This is a genomic window from Streptomyces sp. NPDC002104 (assembly GCF_053593795.1).
The window spans coordinates 36,046-52,478 of sequence record NZ_JBSFDF010000021.1; the positions used below are offsets into that span (position 1 = coordinate 36,046).

General features: G+C 73.3%; 12 protein-coding genes. 6 read left to right on the forward strand and 6 right to left on the reverse strand.

Annotated elements, in window-relative coordinates:
* The first annotated feature begins 344 nt into the window (after window positions 1-344).
* The 4 genes from ACWCP2_RS19330 (at window position 345) to ACWCP2_RS19345 (ending at window position 4,648) form a co-directional block, all read left to right on the forward strand.
* Window positions 345-1,511, forward strand: coding sequence for a hypothetical protein (locus tag ACWCP2_RS19330; protein ID WP_450909792.1), 1,167 nt, complete (start codon window positions 345-347; stop codon window positions 1,509-1,511).
* Window positions 1,508-2,959, forward strand: a complete 1,452-nt coding sequence (locus tag ACWCP2_RS19335; RefSeq protein ID WP_450909793.1) for an NADH-ubiquinone oxidoreductase-F iron-sulfur binding region domain-containing protein — start codon at window positions 1,508-1,510, stop codon at window positions 2,957-2,959. The genes ACWCP2_RS19330 and ACWCP2_RS19335 overlap by 4 nt, the downstream gene beginning before the upstream one ends.
* Before the next feature lie 114 nt (window positions 2,960-3,073).
* Window positions 3,074-4,117, forward strand: coding sequence for an SCO0930 family lipoprotein (locus ACWCP2_RS19340; protein WP_450909794.1), 1,044 nt, complete (start codon window positions 3,074-3,076; stop codon window positions 4,115-4,117).
* A gap of 27 nt (window positions 4,118-4,144) precedes the next feature.
* Window positions 4,145-4,648, forward strand: coding sequence for a hypothetical protein (locus ACWCP2_RS19345; RefSeq protein WP_450909795.1), 504 nt, complete (start codon window positions 4,145-4,147; stop codon window positions 4,646-4,648).
* On the opposite strand, the gene ACWCP2_RS19350 is transcribed toward ACWCP2_RS19345, so the two are convergent.
* Entirely contained in the window at window positions 4,603-6,066 is a 1,464-nt protein-coding gene (locus ACWCP2_RS19350; RefSeq protein WP_450909796.1) for a hypothetical protein, read from the reverse strand. The two genes, ACWCP2_RS19345 and ACWCP2_RS19350, sit on opposite strands and share 46 nt — an antisense overlap.
* Before the next feature lie 363 nt (window positions 6,067-6,429).
* On the opposite strand from ACWCP2_RS19350, the gene ACWCP2_RS19355 reads away from it, so the two are divergent.
* Together ACWCP2_RS19355 and ACWCP2_RS19360 are read left to right on the forward strand one after the other, a co-directional pair.
* The gene (locus ACWCP2_RS19355; RefSeq protein WP_450909797.1) at window positions 6,430-7,998 is read left to right on the forward strand and encodes an aldehyde dehydrogenase family protein; all 1,569 of its coding nucleotides are present in this window, start codon (window positions 6,430-6,432) and stop codon (window positions 7,996-7,998) included.
* Between the two features lie 145 nt (window positions 7,999-8,143).
* Complete coding sequence (locus tag ACWCP2_RS19360; RefSeq protein ID WP_450909798.1) at window positions 8,144-9,505, forward strand: radical SAM protein; 1,362 nt, start codon at window positions 8,144-8,146, stop codon at window positions 9,503-9,505.
* 10 nt (window positions 9,506-9,515) lie between these two features.
* On the opposite strand, the gene ACWCP2_RS19365 is transcribed toward ACWCP2_RS19360, so the two are convergent.
* The 5 genes from ACWCP2_RS19365 to ACWCP2_RS19385 all read right to left on the reverse strand — a co-directional run bounded on the left by ACWCP2_RS19365 (window position 9,516) and on the right by ACWCP2_RS19385 (window position 16,399).
* Window positions 9,516-12,929, reverse strand: coding sequence for a molybdopterin-dependent oxidoreductase (locus ACWCP2_RS19365; RefSeq protein WP_450909799.1), 3,414 nt, complete (start codon window positions 12,927-12,929; stop codon window positions 9,516-9,518).
* Between the two features lie 154 nt (window positions 12,930-13,083).
* Window positions 13,084-14,016 (reverse strand): ABC transporter permease, encoded by a 933-nt coding sequence (locus tag ACWCP2_RS19370; protein ID WP_450909800.1) that lies wholly within the window; start codon window positions 14,014-14,016, stop codon window positions 13,084-13,086.
* Window positions 14,013-14,894, reverse strand: coding sequence for an ABC transporter ATP-binding protein (locus tag ACWCP2_RS19375; RefSeq protein WP_450909801.1), 882 nt, complete (start codon window positions 14,892-14,894; stop codon window positions 14,013-14,015). Before ACWCP2_RS19375 ends, ACWCP2_RS19370 begins: the two co-directional genes overlap by 4 nt.
* Complete coding sequence (locus ACWCP2_RS19380; protein ID WP_450909802.1) at window positions 14,891-15,280, reverse strand: GntR family transcriptional regulator; 390 nt, start codon at window positions 15,278-15,280, stop codon at window positions 14,891-14,893. The genes ACWCP2_RS19375 and ACWCP2_RS19380 overlap by 4 nt, the downstream gene beginning before the upstream one ends.
* A gap of 78 nt (window positions 15,281-15,358) precedes the next feature.
* The gene (locus ACWCP2_RS19385) at window positions 15,359-16,399 is read right to left on the reverse strand and encodes an LLM class flavin-dependent oxidoreductase (protein WP_450909803.1); all 1,041 of its coding nucleotides are present in this window, start codon (window positions 16,397-16,399) and stop codon (window positions 15,359-15,361) included.
* Window positions 16,400-16,433 lie beyond the last annotated feature (34 nt).

The following is a 16,433-nucleotide window of genomic DNA, read 5'->3' on the forward strand; positions in this document are numbered from 1 at the left end:
TGGGACGGTTGCAGGCCCGCAGTCCCGCGGCATCGGCTCGATCGCCGTCGGGGAGGTGCGGCGGCGGATCAGGTGTCAACCCCGTCGCAACCGCACCACTGGAAGGGAATCTTCCGGGGATGTTCGATGCGATGGCTGTGCGAGGGCCAGAAATTATCACGTTTCGATAAATCCTGTGGACGGCTTGCATACCTCCACGATGCTTCTGCACTCCGGCCCCCGCTCCCGGCCGGCCCGGTGGGCCAGGCGCCCATCTCCCGCCCGCCGAGGAGCGGTTACGACGTCGAGCCCCGGGCGCCGAGCGCGAGGTGGAAGTGCTCGGGCCCGGACGTATGGGAGACCACATGCCCCTGCTCCAGCCCCGCCCGCCCGGTCGCTCGCACCGGGCCCGCCGTACGAGAGGCCGCACCCGGCGCCACGCCGGAGCACCCTCCGCGGCGCCGTCCGGCCGGGTCCCCGGCCCGGCCTCCGCGGCCTCCGCGGCCGTGTCCCTGACGGCGTCGACGCCGGCGACGCCGGGCGCCGCCTCCGGCCGGCGGGCGGTGCGGCGCCCGCCGCTGCTGTCCGCCGCCGGGGGACCGCACCCCGCCGCGCTGGGCGCGGCGGCCCTCGCGACCGCGGCCGCCCTGCTCGTGGCGGCTCGCGCGGGCGTACTGACCCGCCTGTGGGACTTCCTCGACTACGGAGCCGGCGTGCTGTCGCTGGTCTCCCTGACCGGCGCCGTCCTGTGGGGCCTGGCGGCCACCGACCGCAGACTGCTCGCCTCCGGGCACCGGCTCGTCGCCCAGGCCGTGCACCGGGGCCTGGCCGTCGCCGGGCTCGGCTTCCTCCTCCTCCACGTGTGGATCAAGGTCGAGCGGTCCCGGACCGACGCCGCCGCCGTGGTCCTGCCCTTCACGGACGGCCAGCGGCCGCTGCTCATCGGCCTGGGCAGCCTGGCCGGCTACGGATTCGTCGCCGTGGCCGTCTCCGGCGCCGTCCGCGGCGCCTTCGCCGCCCGGGGGCGGTCCCTGTGGTGGCGCGCCCTGCACATGGCCGCCTATCCGGCCTGGGGCGCCTCACTGGTGCACGGACTCAAGTCCGGCCGTCCAGCGAGCGGTTGGGTGACGGCCGGGTACGCCCTGTGCCTGCTCGGCGTCGCCGGCCTGCTGGCGCTGCGGCTGCGCGCGAAGCTCCGTACGCTCGCCGCGGAGGGACCCCGCACCAGACCCGGTACGCTGCCGCGCGCGGACCCGGTGCGCACCTCCGGCGGACCGGCCGCACCGGCGGCGCCGCCGGCGCAGTCCCCGCCGCACGTGCCGTCCGTACCCTCACGGGCGCCCGGACAGGCGCCGCCGCACCGGCCTGCGCCCTTCGTGCGCAGGCCGGCGGAATGGGCGGCCGAGCTGCTGACCGCCCGCCTGACCCGGCAGCCGGGCACGACGGTGTTCCCCGGCCGCCCGGGACGGGCCGCGGACCCGGCCGCGGGGCCGTCCGCCGAGCCGCTCGACGGCGTACGGAGCGGACGGTGAGCGGCTCCGGGACCCGGCCCGCCCTCGGCTGCGTCGGAGTGCCGCGCCTGCTGGCCGGACTCGACGCCGCCGAACGACTGGACCGGGCCGCCCACTTGAGCGTGCACGGCGCACTGCCCCGCTACCCCTGCGACGCCCTCGTCGAACTCGCCGAGGGCATAGCCCTCGGCGGGCGCGGGGGAGCGGGCTTCCCCTTCGCCCGCAAGCTCCAGGCAGTCATCCGCTCCGCCAGGGGACAGGACGGACGCAGCGCCGTCGTCGTCAACGGAACCGAAGGCGAACCGAGTTGCCTGAAGGACGCCGCTCTGCTCCTCTACGTGCCGCACCTCGTGCTCGACGGCGCGCTGGTGGCCGCCGCCGCGCTGGGCGCCGAGGACGTGGTCGTCGGCGTGACCCGCCCCGACGTGGAACGGTCGCTGACCGAGGCCGTCGCCGAACGGGGCCCGGCCGGGCGGCGCGTGCGCGTCGTCCGGCTCCCGGAACGCTTCGTCACGGGCGAGGGCTCCGCCCTCGTGAACGGTCTGGACGGCGGACCCGGCCTGCCCTCCGGGCACCGGACGCGCACCAGCGAACGGGGCCTGGGCGGCCTGCCCACCCTGCTGTCCAACGCCGAGACCTACGCCCAGCTCGCCGTAGCCGCCCGCCTCGGCGCGCCCGTGTACGGCACGGCCGGTCTGCCCGGCGAGCCCGGCACCACCCTGCTGACCGTCGCCGGGACGACCGTCGTCGAGGTGCCGCTGGGCACGTCCCTGGCGTACGTACTGGACCTCTGCGGCACGGTGCCCGGACAGGGCGTGCTCGTCGGCGGCTTCCACGGCCGCTGGCTGGACCCGGGGTCGGCGCGCGAGGCGCTGATCTCGCGGAAGTCCCTCGCGGCGTACGACGCGGTGCTGGGCGCGGGCGCCGTGCTGCCGCTGCCCGAGGACACGTGTCCGGCGGGCGAAGTGGCCCGGGTCACCCGCTGGATGGCGAAGGAGTCGGCGGGCCAGTGCGGCCCGTGCGTACGGGGACTGCCCTCGCTCGCCGACGCCGTCGAGCGGCTCGTCGCCGGCGGGGGCGGGGCGGCCCTCGACGCGGTACAGGCCCGGATGCGGGGGGTGCGCGGCCGGGGAGCCTGCTCCCATCCGGACGGCACGTCCTCGTTCGTGGCCTCCGCGCTCGCCGTCTTCCCCGAGGAGTTCCGTGACCACGCGCTCGGCAGCGGCTGCGGCCGGCGCGTCCTGGGCGCCCTGCCGCTGCCCGCGGACGAGAGCCCCGAACGGCTCGTCGTGGACTGGACGCTGTGCAAGGGACACGGCCTGTGCGTGGACCTGCTGCCCGATGTGGTGCGACTCGACGAGGACGGATATCCGGCACGCGGAGTCATGCCGGTCCCCGGTCCGCTCCGCCCCAAAGCGCTCCGGGCGGTGCGCCGTTGCCCGGCTCTCGCGCTCCGCATCCAGGAATGAGTTCACGCTTTGGCGTGATCTGACAAATTCCCGCTCCATCGAATGCGGAGGCCCTCGCAGCCCTTATGAATATTCCGACAGAAGCGCTCCGGAAGAAAACCGAAGGAGAGAACCATGGGCAACAGGAGCCGGACGGCCACGGCCGCCGCGGGATCGGTGCTGACGGTACTTCTGCTCGCGTCGGGATGCGGCAGCGGTGACGAGGGCGCCCGTACGGTGAACGTCCGGGCGGCGGGAGCGGAGCGGGCGGTGGGCCACGGTCCCGGGGACGGCGGCCTTTACGGCGAGGAAGCCGCCGGGGAAGCCGGCGACGGGTACGGCACGGAGGCGGACGCGGAGGCGGAGCCGGATGCGGAAGGGGACGCGGACGCGACTGCGGCCGGCAAGCTGACGGTACGGGAGATCCCCGCGATCGGCAGCGTGGTCACGGACGCGGCCGGGGCCACGCTCTACCGGTTCGACAAGGACACCGCCAAGCCGCCCCGTTCGAACTGCGAGGGCGCCTGCGCCACCCTCTGGCCCGCGGTGCCGGCGGACGGGGCGCAGGCCCCGGCCGGTACGGACGCCGCGCTGCTCGGCTCGGTCGAGCGGCCCGACGGCACCCGTCAGCTCACGCTCGCGGGATGGCCCGTGTACCGCTACGCGAAGGACACCCTGCCGGGTGACGCGAAGGGCGAGGGCGTCGGCGGCACCTGGCACGCACTGGCGCCGGACGGCAAGAAGGCGGCGGACGCGAAGAAGGCGGCGGACGCGGGCAAGCCGGCCGACGCCGGAAAGACCGGCACCGGAAAGGAGTCCGCGCCGCTCTCCGCCGTGGACGACGCGAAACTCGGAAAGCTGATGGTGGACGGGCAGGGGCGGACCCTCTACCGATTCGGAAAGGACAGTGCGTGGCCGATGAAATTCGGCTGCCTGGACGCCTGCCTGAACACGTGGAAACCCGCCGCACCCGTGGAGGCGGAAAAGGCCGTCGGAATTCCGGCGAAGCTGGTCGGATCCGTCGAACGCCCCGACGGAACCCGCCAATTGACGATCGACTGCTGGCCCGTCTATCTCTTCACCGGCGACACCGCACCGGGCCAGACCAACGGCCACGGGCTGCAGGGTCTCTGGTTCGCGGTGAACGACGCGGGCAAGAAGATCCCGGCGGAGGGCTGACCGGCCGTGTCCGGCACGGAGAGGACAGTGGAGACGACAGTGGCCCGGGCGACCCGCGCCGTCGTCCTGTTCGCCGCCCTGCTCTGCGCCGCGGGCTGCACGGCGGGCACGGGGAGCGCGGGCACGGGAAGCACGGGCACGGACTCGGGCACGGGCGGGGGGCGAGCGGCTCCCCCGCCCCCCGCCCCCGAGTCCCTGGACCGGATCGCGGCCGCCCTGGGCTGCAGCCCCGAGGTGACGGTCGACGCGCAGGAACTGCGCGAGGGCGCCTGCGCGGTGGGTGCACAGGCCTTCCGGCTCGCCACCTTCAGTACGGCTCAGGGCCGTGCCGCCTGGCTGACGGAGTCACGCCAGTACGGCGGCACGTACCTTGTCGGCGAGCGCTGGATCATCACGGCGCCCTCGGCGGACGCCCTGACCCCGGCCCGGGCCCGCCTCGGCGGAACCCTGGACACGGCCCCCGCGCACACCCACGGCGCCGGCGCTCACCCCTTGGTGATCCTGACCACGCCGGTCTCGGTGCCCTGGTAGAGGGTGCCGTCGGGGCCGGTGGTGCCGGTCATCTGCAGCGGGTTGTAGACCAGCCCGATCCCCAGGAACGAGCTGGTGAGCTGCGCTCCCGTGGCCGGGTCGAGCACCGCGTGGTGGTACGAGGCGAAGGTGTTGAGGCCCGCGCTGCCCGTGGGCCCGGTCACCGAGACCGTGTAGATCTTGCCGTCGGCCACCGAAAGCCGGGGCAGGGCCGCTGACTTCACCGAGCTGTTCCACACCAGGGTGCAGCCGGTCCCCTCGGCGTTGACGTCGACCCGGCTGAGGCCGCCGTCGAAGTTCGCGGACGCGGGCTTGCTCGCCGGAGCGCCGGCGGGCAGGGCCGGGTAGGGGTAGCCGTAGGTGTTGGTGACGAAGACGCTGCGCCCCGAGGCGATGACGGCGTCCTCGGTCCCGCTGTTGGCGTACTGGGTGAGCACCGGAGTCGAGCAGATCGGCACCGGCCCGCCGTCCACCCGGTAGACGAGCAGCTTCTCGTGCGGGGCGGCGTTGTCGGTGATGGTGACGTACTCGGTGCCGTCGCCCGGCCCGAAGAAGCTGGGGGTGGCGCCGGTGCCCCAGCTGAGCTGGCCGGGCTTGCGGCCCGGGCCGCGGTCGTACGGGGCGCGCCAGTCGATGACGGGGCTCCCGTCGGGGGCCTCGGAGAGGAGGTACAGCGCGTGGTCGGTGGCGACGGCGGTGTGGCCCGGAACGGTGGAGATGCTGTTCTGCACGCCCTCGCCGGTGGCGACGGTACGGACCGTGCCGGTGTCGGTGTCGGCGGTGCCGATCACACCGCCGGTGGTGGCGAACCAGACCTTGCCGTTCCAGGCGGGCGCCAGGCCCACGATGTTGTCGCCGGCGGGCACGGCGCCCGCGAGCGGGGTGGACTGGTCGACGGTCAGTTCCCAGCCGGTGCCGGTGCCGGTGCGGTGGTGGCCGATGCGGACGAGGTTGCTGTTCCCGTCCACCGCGACCAGCCGGTCGTTGTTGTCGAGGTAGGAGTAGACACCGCCGAACAGGCTGCCCTTGGGCAGGGCCAGGGAGGCCAGGTCGGCCCCGCTCGCCGGATCCAGCAGGTGCGCGGTGGGGGTCTGCCCGAAGATCGTGGTGCAGAGGGTGACCACGTAGCCGTCGGCGCCGACCACGATGGTCGGGCAGGCGGAGGCCAGCGCGGTGCGGGTGTAGGCGATCTTCCCCGTGCCGGGGCCCGGGTAGGGCGTGGTGTCGCTGGACGCGCTGTCCCCGTGCATGCCGGCGGTGCCGTTCCCCGCGGTGGCGGGGTTCCGGGGCGGCAACGGACCGAACGCCGTGGCATCGGCGGAGGCGCCGGCGGCCGCGCCGCCGAGCGTGCCCAGCGCGACGGCGAAGCTGAGGGCGAGCGCGGCGAAGCGCCCGCCCGAGGGCAGGGAAAACGGCATGGGGGAGTCCTAGAGCGGAGGAGAACGGAGGAGAAGGGAGGAGAACGGAGGAGAGCGCAGGAAGGGGAGACGGAGAGAGCGCGGCGGCCAGTTGTGCCGGCCCGGCCGTGCTCCGTACGGCGGTGATGGCTCACCGGAACGGTTCCAGCAGCGAAGCTAGCCGTTGCCCCGGGCACCCGACCAGGGCTCCGGTCCACACCGCACACCATGTTCATGCCACCGCAGCACGCGGGAAACAGTCGCGCGGCGGACGGGGACGCGGCCGCGACGCGCCGCCGGTGCCGGAGAACGCGGATGCCGCACGGAAGGTACGTACCGTCGGAGCCTCCCTGCCCCCGCCCGTCCTTGAGCGGAGACTCACAGATGGCACAGCCCCCCACCCCCGCCCCCGCCCCCCTCGCGCTCGCCCTCAAGCCCGGCACGGCCTGGGCCGATGCCTGGCGGCGCGCCCTCGCCGCGGCCCCGGAGGCCTTCCGCGAGGACGGCGTCCTGAACCTCTGGGCCGGCGCCTGGCAGAGCGACGGCCACGCCCTGCCCGCCACCAGCCCCGTGGACGGCAGTCCGATCGCGGGCCCGCCCCGGCTCGACGCGGGCACCGCGGCCAAGGCGGTACGGGCCTCGCTGGATCAGCACCGCGTCTGGCGGCAGGTTCCGCCGGCGGAGCGCCGGGCCCGGGTCACCGCCGCCCTCGACGCCCTCAGCGAGCACCGCGACCTGCTCGCCCTGCTCCTGGTGTGGGAGATCGGCAAGCCCTGGCGCCTCGCGTGCGCGGACGTGGACCGCGCCATCGAAGGCGTGCGCTGGTACGTGGACCACATCGACGCCATGCTGGCGGACCGCACCCCCCTCGACGGCCCGGTGTCCAACATCGCCAGCTGGAACTACCCCATGTCCGTGCTGGTCCACGCGATGCTGGTGCAGGCCCTCGCGGGCAACGCGGTCATCGCCAAGACCCCCACCGACGGGGGCCTGGCCTGCCTCACCCTCGCCTGTGCGCTGATCCACCGCGAGAACATCCCGGTGACCCTGGTCAGCGGCAGCGGCGCGGAACTCTCCGAGGCGCTCGTCCGCTCCCCGGAGATCGGCTGCGTCTCCTTCGTCGGCGGCCGCGACACCGGAGCCCGCATCGCCACCTCCCTCACCGACCTCGGCAAGCGCCACATCCTCGAACAGGAGGGCCTCAACACCTGGGGCATCTGGGAGCACACCGACTGGACCGCCCTGGGCGCCGCCATCCCGAAGCTCTTCGACTACGGCAAGCAGCGCTGCACCGCCTACCCGCGCTTCGTCGTCCAGCGCACCGCCTTCCCCGACTTCCTCGCAGCCTACCTCCCGGCCGTCGCCGCCGTCCGCACCGGACACCCCCTCGCGGTCGCCCACCCCGACGACCCGCTGCCCGAGCTCGACTACGGCCCCCTCATCAACGCCGCGAAGGCGGCGGAGCTCACCGCACACACCGCGGAGGCCGTGGACCACGGCGCCGTCCCCCTCTTCCGCGGCACGCTGGACCCGGCCCGTTTCCTGCCCGGTCAGGACACCTCGGCCTACGCGGCCCCGCTGACCCTGCTCAGCCCGCCGGCCTCCTCGCCGCTCTACCACGCGGAGCCCTTCGGCCCGGTCGACACGATCGTGCTCGTCGACACCGAGGCCGAGCTGCTGGCGGCGATGAACGCCTCCAACGGAGCCCTGGTCGCCACCCTCTCCACCGACGACCCGGCCACCTTCGGCCGCCTCGCACCCCAGATCCGCGCCTTCAAGACCGGCCACGGCAGGCCCCGCTCGCGCGGGGACCGGGAGGAACTCTTCGGCGGGTTCGGCGCCTCCTGGCGGGGCGCCTTCGTCGGCGGCGAGCTCCTGGTCCGCGCCGTCACCCTCGGACCCGCCGGCGAGCGGCTCCCGGGTAACTTCCCGGAGTACCAGCTGATGCCCTGATGGGGGCGCCGAGGGGGCGCCGAGGAGGCGATGCGCAGGGCCCCGGGCTCTCTGATTACAGTGAGGTCACCGCCGTGCCGCGCGGAACGCCCAGGAGGCGGGTCGCCGCGGCCCGGCAAGAGCCCAGCCTGGAATGGAGCCGCAGATGGAGAGTCCCAGCCGTACCGCGCTGATCGAGGACCTGATGGGGCGCTTCCCGCACGTGCCCCGGGAAGCCGTGATCAAGGAAGACCTCCTGCGGGGCGGCATGGCCTTCGACGAGTCCGCGCTCAGCGGCGGCGCCGACGGGTCCTCGGGCGACGTCAAGCCGAAGTCGTACTTCATCTTCTCCTTCGACCACCGCACCCTCCCCGAGCTCGGCGCCGCCGCGCTGAACCGGCCCCCGGAGGAGATCGTGCTCACGGGCGGCCCCTACGAGCTGCGCCGCACCGTGGTCTCCGTACGGGTCAATCCGGACTCCCCGTACGTGGTGCGCGGCGGGGAGGACGGCGCGCTCGGCCTGTACCTGGACGGCGTACGGATCTCCGACGTCGGCCTGCCGCCGATGCCGGAGTACTACCGGCACAAGCTGTCGAACGGCAAGTCCGTGATGGAGGTCGCGCCGACCATCCAGTGGGGCTACCTCATCTACCTGACGGTCTTCCGGGTGTGCCAGTACTTCGGCGCCAAGGAGGAGTGCCAGTTCTGCGACATCAACCACAACTGGCGCCAGCACAAGGCGGCCGGCCGCCCCTACACCGGCGTGAAGCCGGTCGAGGAGGTGCTGGAGGCGCTGGAGATCATCGACCGGTACGACACGTCGGGCATCTCCAAGGCCTACACCCTCACGGGCGGCTCGATCACCTCCCAGGTCGGCGGCCGTGACGAGGCCGATTTCTACGGCCAGTACGCCCAGGCCATCGAGGAGCGCTTCCCCGGCCGCTGGACCGGCAAGGTCGTCGCGCAGGCCCTGCCCCGCGACGCCGTGCAGCGCTTCCACGACCACGGCGTCAAGATCTACCACCCCAACTTCGAGGTGTGGGACGAGTACCTGTTCAAGCTCCACTGCCCGGGCAAGGAGCGCTACGTCGGCCGCGACGAATGGCACCGCAGGATCCTGGACTCCACCGAGGTGTTCGGCCCGCGCAACGTCATCCCGAACTTCGTGGCGGGCATCGAGATGGCCGAGCCCTTCGGGTTCACCAAGGTGAGCGAGGCGATCGCGTCGACCCAGGAGGGCCTGCGGTTCTTCATGTCGCACGGAGTCGTCCCGCGCTTCACCACCTGGTGCCCGGAGCCGACGACCCCGCTGGGCAAGGCGAACCCGCTGGGCGCGCCCCTGGAGTACCACGTCCGCCTGCTGGAGACCTACCGCGCGACGCTGGAGGAGTTCGGCCTGAGCTCCCCGCCCGGCTACGGTCCGGCCGGCCCCGGGCGCGCGGTGTTCTCGGTCTCCTCCTTCATGGACAGCCTGGAGGGGCTGGAGGCGACGGAGGAGACGGAGAAGGCGGCGGAGAGCGCCTCCTGACCGGGGGTGCTCAGATGTCGAGCACCAGGTCGGAGGTCGGCAGGGACTGGCAGGTCAGGACGTCGGTGTCGGGCAGGTCCTCCGAGGGGGTGACCAGGTGGGCCGCCGTGCCCTTGAGGACGGCGCACGCACAGCTCTCGCACTGACCGACCCGGCAGCCGCTCGGCATCGCGACCCCGGCCGCCTCGCCGAGGGCGAGGAGCGGCCCGTCGTTCTTGCGCCAGGTGGCGCTGCGTCCGGACCGGGCGAAGGTGACCGTGTACGCGGCGTCGTCGGGCACGGTCACCTCCCGCCGGGCCGGGCGGAACTTCTCGCTGAACACCTCGAAGCGGGGGACGCCGCGCGCGATCAGGGCGCCGGTGAGGGCGTCGAGCATGGGCTGGGGTCCGCACATGTAGAAGCGGGCGCGGCGCTCGATGAGGCCGGGGTCGATGTCGTCGACGGTGATGAAGCCCTCGCGGTCGTAGTCGCGGCCGGGGACCTCGTCCGTACCGGGCGCCGCGTAGTGGTCGACGATCGTCAACGCCGGGATGCGGGAGGCCAGTTCGCGCAGCCGCTCCCGGAAGGGATGGTCGGCCGCGTTGTTGTTGCCGTAGTGCAGGACGACCTCGGGGACCGTGCCGCCGGTGGCCGCCAGGGTTTCGAGGTAGCTGAGGAACGGGGTGATGCCGATGCCGCCCGCCAGGAGCACGACCGGGTTGCGGGTGTGCGTCGGGATGGCGAAGACGCCTCCCGGGCTCGCCAGGTGGAGCCGGTCGCCGACCCGGAGCTCCTCGTGGACCCGGGTGGAGAACGATCCGCCGGGGATGTGGCGTACGGCGAGCCCGTAATCGGTGCGGCCGCTCGCGAGGGCGGGGCCGGTGAGTGAGTAGCTGCGGCCGTCCGCGGGGTGCTGGAGGGTGCCGTCCGGGTTCTCGGCACGCACGGTGAGGTGCTGGCCGGGCCGGTAGTCGGGAAGGGCTCCGCCGTCCTCGGGGGCCAGGCGCAGGTCGCGGATGCCGGGGCTGACCTCGGTGAGGGCCGTCACGGTGAAGGGACGGGTCCCGAGCCAGGCGCCGTCGCTCCGCACGGGGCCGATCCGGCAGGCGGCCGCCCGCATCGGCGCGGAACCGCTGAGCGGGTCGGTCTCGGCGTGGTCGATGAGCCGGTTGAAGTTGCTGCCCGTGGGGGCGGTCGGGTCGGCGCCCGGGAGGGCGAGGTCGGTGGCGTCCTGCCACCAGCCGTACTCGCCGACGACCACGGAGGGGTGGAGGGAGTCGTCGAAGCGGGCGCGCAGCCGGATGGACCCGAGGCGCGTGGTGAGCTCGACCCACTGGCCCTCGCCGATCCCGTGGGCGGCGGCGGTGCTCGGGTGCAGGTCCACGGAGGGGTCGGTGGCCCGGCGGCGCAGCGAGGTCAGGGACCGCTGCTGGCTGTGGACGAAGTACCCGTGCTTGGCGCAGGTCAGCACGAGCGGGTACGCGGCGTCCGTGGGCGCGGGGTCGTGGTGCTCGGGCACCGCCGGGTACCCGTGCTCCAGCAGCCGCTCGGAGTACAGCTCGACGCGCCGGGTCGGCGTGGCGAAGCCGGTCACGGCGGAGCCGCCCTCCCCGTCCGCTACGGGGGCGGCATACTTGCGGTAGGACTCCTCGCGGGGCACCCGGACGCCGCCCGGGCGCCCGCGCAGCTCCTCGACGGTCAGGCCCAGGGGTTCGAGCTGCCAGTTCCAGGCCGCCTCGACGTCCCCGTCGAAGAACTCCGCGCCCATGCCGAGGCGGCAGGCGAGATCGAAGACGAACTCGGTGTCGCTGCGGGACTCGCCCTGCGGCTCGACCATCCGCGGCCGGAGCTGCACCTGCTCCTGGGCCCGGTGGCTGACCTCGAAGCCGAAGCGCAGGGCCTCGTGCTCGTAGGAGCTGTTGACCGGCAGCACGATGTCGGCGCTGCTGCTGGTGGGGTTGTGGAAGAGGTCGAGGTGGACCTGGAAGTCGAGCGTGCCCAGGGCCCGCGCCGTGCGGTCGGAGTCGGGCTGGGCGACGACCAGGTTCGACCCGAAGCCGATGAGGGCGCGGACGGGGTACGGGCGGCCCGTCTCGATGGCGGTGCACAGGTCGCCCGAGTTGATGTAGCCGAAGGCCGGCGGGCCCAGCGGATGCTTGTCGAGCCCGAGGGCCTTGGCCCGCTGTTCCGGGGCGAACTGGGCGAAGGACGCGGCCGGGTTGTAGGGCGGGGCGGGAACGACGTGGTTGCCGCCGGGGGTGTCGTAGGAGCCCGTGAGCGCGTAGAGGGTGGCCAGGGCCCGCTCCGTCTGGGCGGCGTTCGCGCTCTGCCCCACGCCGGTCCACCCGTAGTACGTGACCGAGGGCGCGGCGGCGATCTCCGCGGCGAGGGCGCGGATCTCCCGCTCGGGGATCCAGGTGGTCGCCGCGACCCGGTCCGGGGTCCAGGCCGCGCAGGCGGCGGCGTACCGCTCGAAGGCCGGAGCGCAGTCGACGACGGAGCCGTCGCGCAGGGTGATCGGGCGGGTGCCGCGCAGCGCGAAGCGCTCGGGGCGGTCGGCGGCGCGCGCGGTGTCGTAGGCCTCGGCCCGGCCGGTCTCCTCGTCGAGGACGGCGAATGCAGTGGGCCCCTCGGATCCGCCGGGGAGCTCGGCGGCGCGCAGGAAGCGTCCGGTGTCGGCGCGGACGAGGAGGGGGCCGTTGGTCCAGGCGCGCACGAAGGCCGCGTCGTAGCCCTCGTCGGCGATGAGGAGGTGGGCCAGGCCCAGGGCGAGCGCGGCGTCGGTGCCGGGGCGGACCCGCAGCCAGTGGTCGGCGCGCAGCGCGCTGGTGGAGCGGCGCGGGTCCACGACGGCGAGCTTCGTGCCGTTCGCCTGGGCGGCGGAGAGGGCGGCGGATTGGGCGAGCCAGGTCTTCGCCGGGTTGAAGCCCCACAGGAGTGCGAGGTCGGCGTGGGCGTAGTCGGGCGGCGGGATCGGCGAGCCGAAGGTGAAGGCGTGCGCGAAGTCCTTGTGCCAGTTGCAGATCTCCGCGCTGTACACCGTGTTCGGGCTGCCGAAGAGGCGTACGAAGCGCTCGATCCACTCGGTGGCGTCCGACACCATCGTCCCCGAGGGGGTGGCGACGGCGAAGGCCACCGACTCGGGGCCGGTCTCGGCGGCGATCGTCCCGATCTTCTCGGCTATCTCCGCCATCGCCTCGTCCCAGGAGACGGGCACCCAGCCCGGGTCCGGGTCGGACTTCGGGTTGGTCCGGCGCAGCGGGGTGGTCAGGCGCCGGGTGCTGTGCGCGATCTCGGGGGCGGAGCGGCCCTTGGGGCACATCGCCGTACCGGTGGGATGGTCGGGGTCCGGTCGCACGCCGGTCAGCCGGCCGTCCTCGATGGTGAAGATCGCGCCGCAGCGCGACTTGCAGAGGGTGCAGAAACCCTTCTTCTCTTCGGACATGGCCGTCTCCCGCCTTGTGGACCTCCTTCCATTGGACCGTCCGTGGCAGGGCGCTCACCAGCGGCGATGGTCTTGACCGGGGACGCGGATGTCCCGGCCGGCCAGGGCCTTCTGCCCCGGATCCGGCCGGGTCGTACGGCCCGCCCGGGGCGCCTCAGGGGTGCCGGGCCTGCACGAGGCGGAAGGCGGCGTAGAGAACGGCGGCGGCGAGGGCGAGGAGGATGGAGGTCTCGATGAGCTGGGTCGGCCAGTAGTGGGAGGCCGGGTGGAAATCGGTGTACGAAGCGGCGACGTCCATGTCGTCGCGGCACATCCCTGGGGGCTGTGGCACCGGGGAGCAAAAGTATCCGGACAGGCGCTCGCCCGACGTGTCGATGAGTCCTGTGCCCATGGGTTTGGCGTACGGCGGGGGGAGTACCTCCACGCCCCTGGTGTAGGGGGCGGTCTCGGTCACCACGGGAAGGAACGACCACCGCAGCGCGCTGAGGATCAGCAGCACCAGACCCGTCAGGAGACCGGTGACGGCCATGGCGGGCAGGGTCCGCCGGACCAGTTGTCCGACCAGGGCGGCGAGGGCCACGCCGAGCAGGCAGTAGCCGATGAACACCGGGCCGGTGGCCTCGTACACTCCGACGTCGTACCAGGAGAAGCCGTAGGTGTCGTGGACCTGGGCCCAGCCGAGGCGGTAGGCCCCGATGAACGTGAGGGCGAGGAGTACGGTGACCACGGTCGCCACCAGGACCTTCGCGCCGAGCCAGGCCCTCGCCGTCGTCGATTGGGTGAGGGCGAGCCGCCAGGTCCCGCTCTCCAGCTCCCGGGCGATCATCGGGCCGGCGACGAAGGCTCCCAGCAGCAGGGGCAGGAACACCGCGCTCTTGGTCGCGGACTGCATGTATCCCCGGAGCAGGTCGTATCCGGGGGTCATGAACGGCCGGTGCAGATCGTCGTAGGTGGGGTACGCGCTCCACACGCGCAGCCCGACCAGCACGGCGAGGCCCGCGCCCACCAGCGCGGCCACCGCCCACAGCACCCGTCGGTGCTGGCGGACCGCCACCCAGTACGGCCCCTTCAGCGTCAGCGTGCTCATGCCGGCACCTCCTCGGTGACGGCGTCCACGGCGAAGGCCGGGGCTTCGGGCGTGCGCAGGTGGGCGAGCAGGAGTTCCTCCAGGGACGGGTGGGTCGTCTGCCAGGTGCCGCTGTCGACGGGGCCCCGCGGCCGGACGAGCGCCGTGAGCTGCCGGCCCGTCTCGCGGGCCTCGACGACGGTGTGCGCGGAGAGTTCCTCGCGGGCCGCGGCGGGGCCGGTGAGCAGCAGGTGCGCCGCGGCGACCTCGTCGATCGGGCCCGAGAGGCGGATCCGGCCGCCGTCCACCAGGAGCAGGTGGTCGCAGGCGCCCTCCAGCTCGGTGAGGATGTGCGAGGACATCACCACGGAGGTGCCGTTCTCCGCGGCGTCGGCCATCAGCGTGCCCATGAGCCGGTGCCGTGCGAGCGGGTCGAGATCGGCCATCGGCTCGTCGAGCAGCAGCAGGCCCGGGCGTTTGCCAAGGGCCAGGGCCAGGGCGACCCGGGTGCGCTGGCCGCCGGAGAGCGTACGGACCTTCACGTGCGGGTCGAGGTCCCCCGCCTCCACGATCTGCTCCGCCCTGCCCGCGTCCCAGCGGCCGGGGTTGAGTTCGCCGCCCATGCGCAGCGTCTCGGCGACGGTGAGCTGCGGGTAGAGCGGCTTTTCCTGGGCCACGTAGGCCAGTTCCTCGCGCGGCACCGAGCGGAGGTGGCCCTCCGTCGCGGGCACGAGCCCGGCTGCGATGGTCAACAGGGTCGATTTACCTGCCCCGTTGGGTCCTACCAGTGCGCAGATCCGGCCCTCGGGAAGCCGGAAGGAGCAGTCGCGCAGCGCCCACCTTCCCCGGCGTCCGTAGCGAAGGCCGAGGCCCTCCGCCTCGATCACCATGTGCGTCATACGTCTTCGTCCCCCTTGAAGTGCTCTTCCAGTACGGCCGAGAAGAGCGCGGCCACGTCGTCCCGCTCCATCCCCGCCTCCCGCGCCCGCCCTGCCCAGTCCGAGAGTTCGGCGCGCAGCGGGGAATCCGCCGGGGCGCCGCCCAGGGACGTGCGGATGAAGGTGCCCAGTCCCCGCTTCGCCTCGACGAGGCCCTCGCGCTCCAGTTCGCGGTAGGCCTTGAGGACGGTGTTCGGGTTGATGGCGGTGGCCTCGACGACCTCGCGCGCGGTCGGCAGCTTGTCGCCGGGCTCCAACAGCCCCAGGCGCAGGGCCTGTTTGGTCTGCTGGACGATCTGCAGGTACGTGGCGATGCCGCTGCGCCGATCGATGCGGTACTCGAGCACGACAACACCACCCTTTCACTAGGCAAGTAGTGAAAGGGTGGTGCAGAGGAGTACTTCTGTCAACTGTCCTTCGTCGCCTCAGGCGAAGACGGGGTCCGGAATCGAGCGGCGCAGCTCCGGCGCGATCCGCGACTGGAACAGGGCGAGGGAGTCCCGGTGCTGAGCCTCCGTCAGCCCGCCCGGTTCGGCCTGGAGGTGCAGGACCGTGTGGCCGAACTCCTCGTGGTAGCGGTGCACCTTCTCGATCACCTGCTCCGGGCTGCCGATCAGGGCCGAGCTCCGCTCGACGAAGTCCTCCAGGGTCGGGAACACCGGATCCACGCCCAGCGCGGCATGGGCGGCGAGGTAGCGCGCGAAGGCCGGCCGGTACGCGGCCACCGCGGCCTGCGAGGTGGGCGCCGTGTGGAAGCCCGCCGTGCCCGCGCCCACGACCGCGTGGGCCGGATCGTGTCCGTAGTGCTCCCAGCGTTCGCGGTAGTGCCGGATCAGCTCGGCGTACGGGCCGATCGGGTGGGTGACGTTCGCGGAGAACAGCGGGTCGCCGTAGCGCGCCGCGAGATCCACGGACTCCCGGCTCGTTGCGCTGCCGTGCCACACGCGCAGGGTCTTCTGGTAGGGCCGGGGCAGCACCTCGGCGCCGGTCAGCGCGGGCCGGAACCGAGGTGTGGCCGTCACCTTGTCCTCGCTCCAGATCTGCCGGAACAGCTCGTAGCCCTCGGAGTTGCGCTCCCACTGGTCCTCGGGGGTGACGTCGAACAGTTCGCGCTGCGCGGTGCCGTTCCCCTTGCCGATCATCAGCTCGAGGCGGCCGTCGCTGAGGTGGTCGAGCGTCGCGTAGTCCTCGTACGCCCGCACCGGGTCGAGCAGGCTCAGGGTGGTCACCGCGGTGTACAGCCGGATGCGCCGGGTCAGTGCGGCGATGTGGGAGAGCACCACGGGCGGCGAGGACGACAGGAACGGCCGCTCGTGCCGCTCACCGACCCCGAACCCGTCGAAGCCGAGCTCCTCGGCCTGCAGCGCGGCGGCGACGACCTGCCGGAACCGCTCGCGCGTGGGCGTGGGGGCGCCCGTCTCCGGGTCGGTGCCGTCCGTGATCAGGGTGATGGCCAGGAACTTCACTCTCGCTCCTATCGAAAAGGGCGGGCCCGGAATC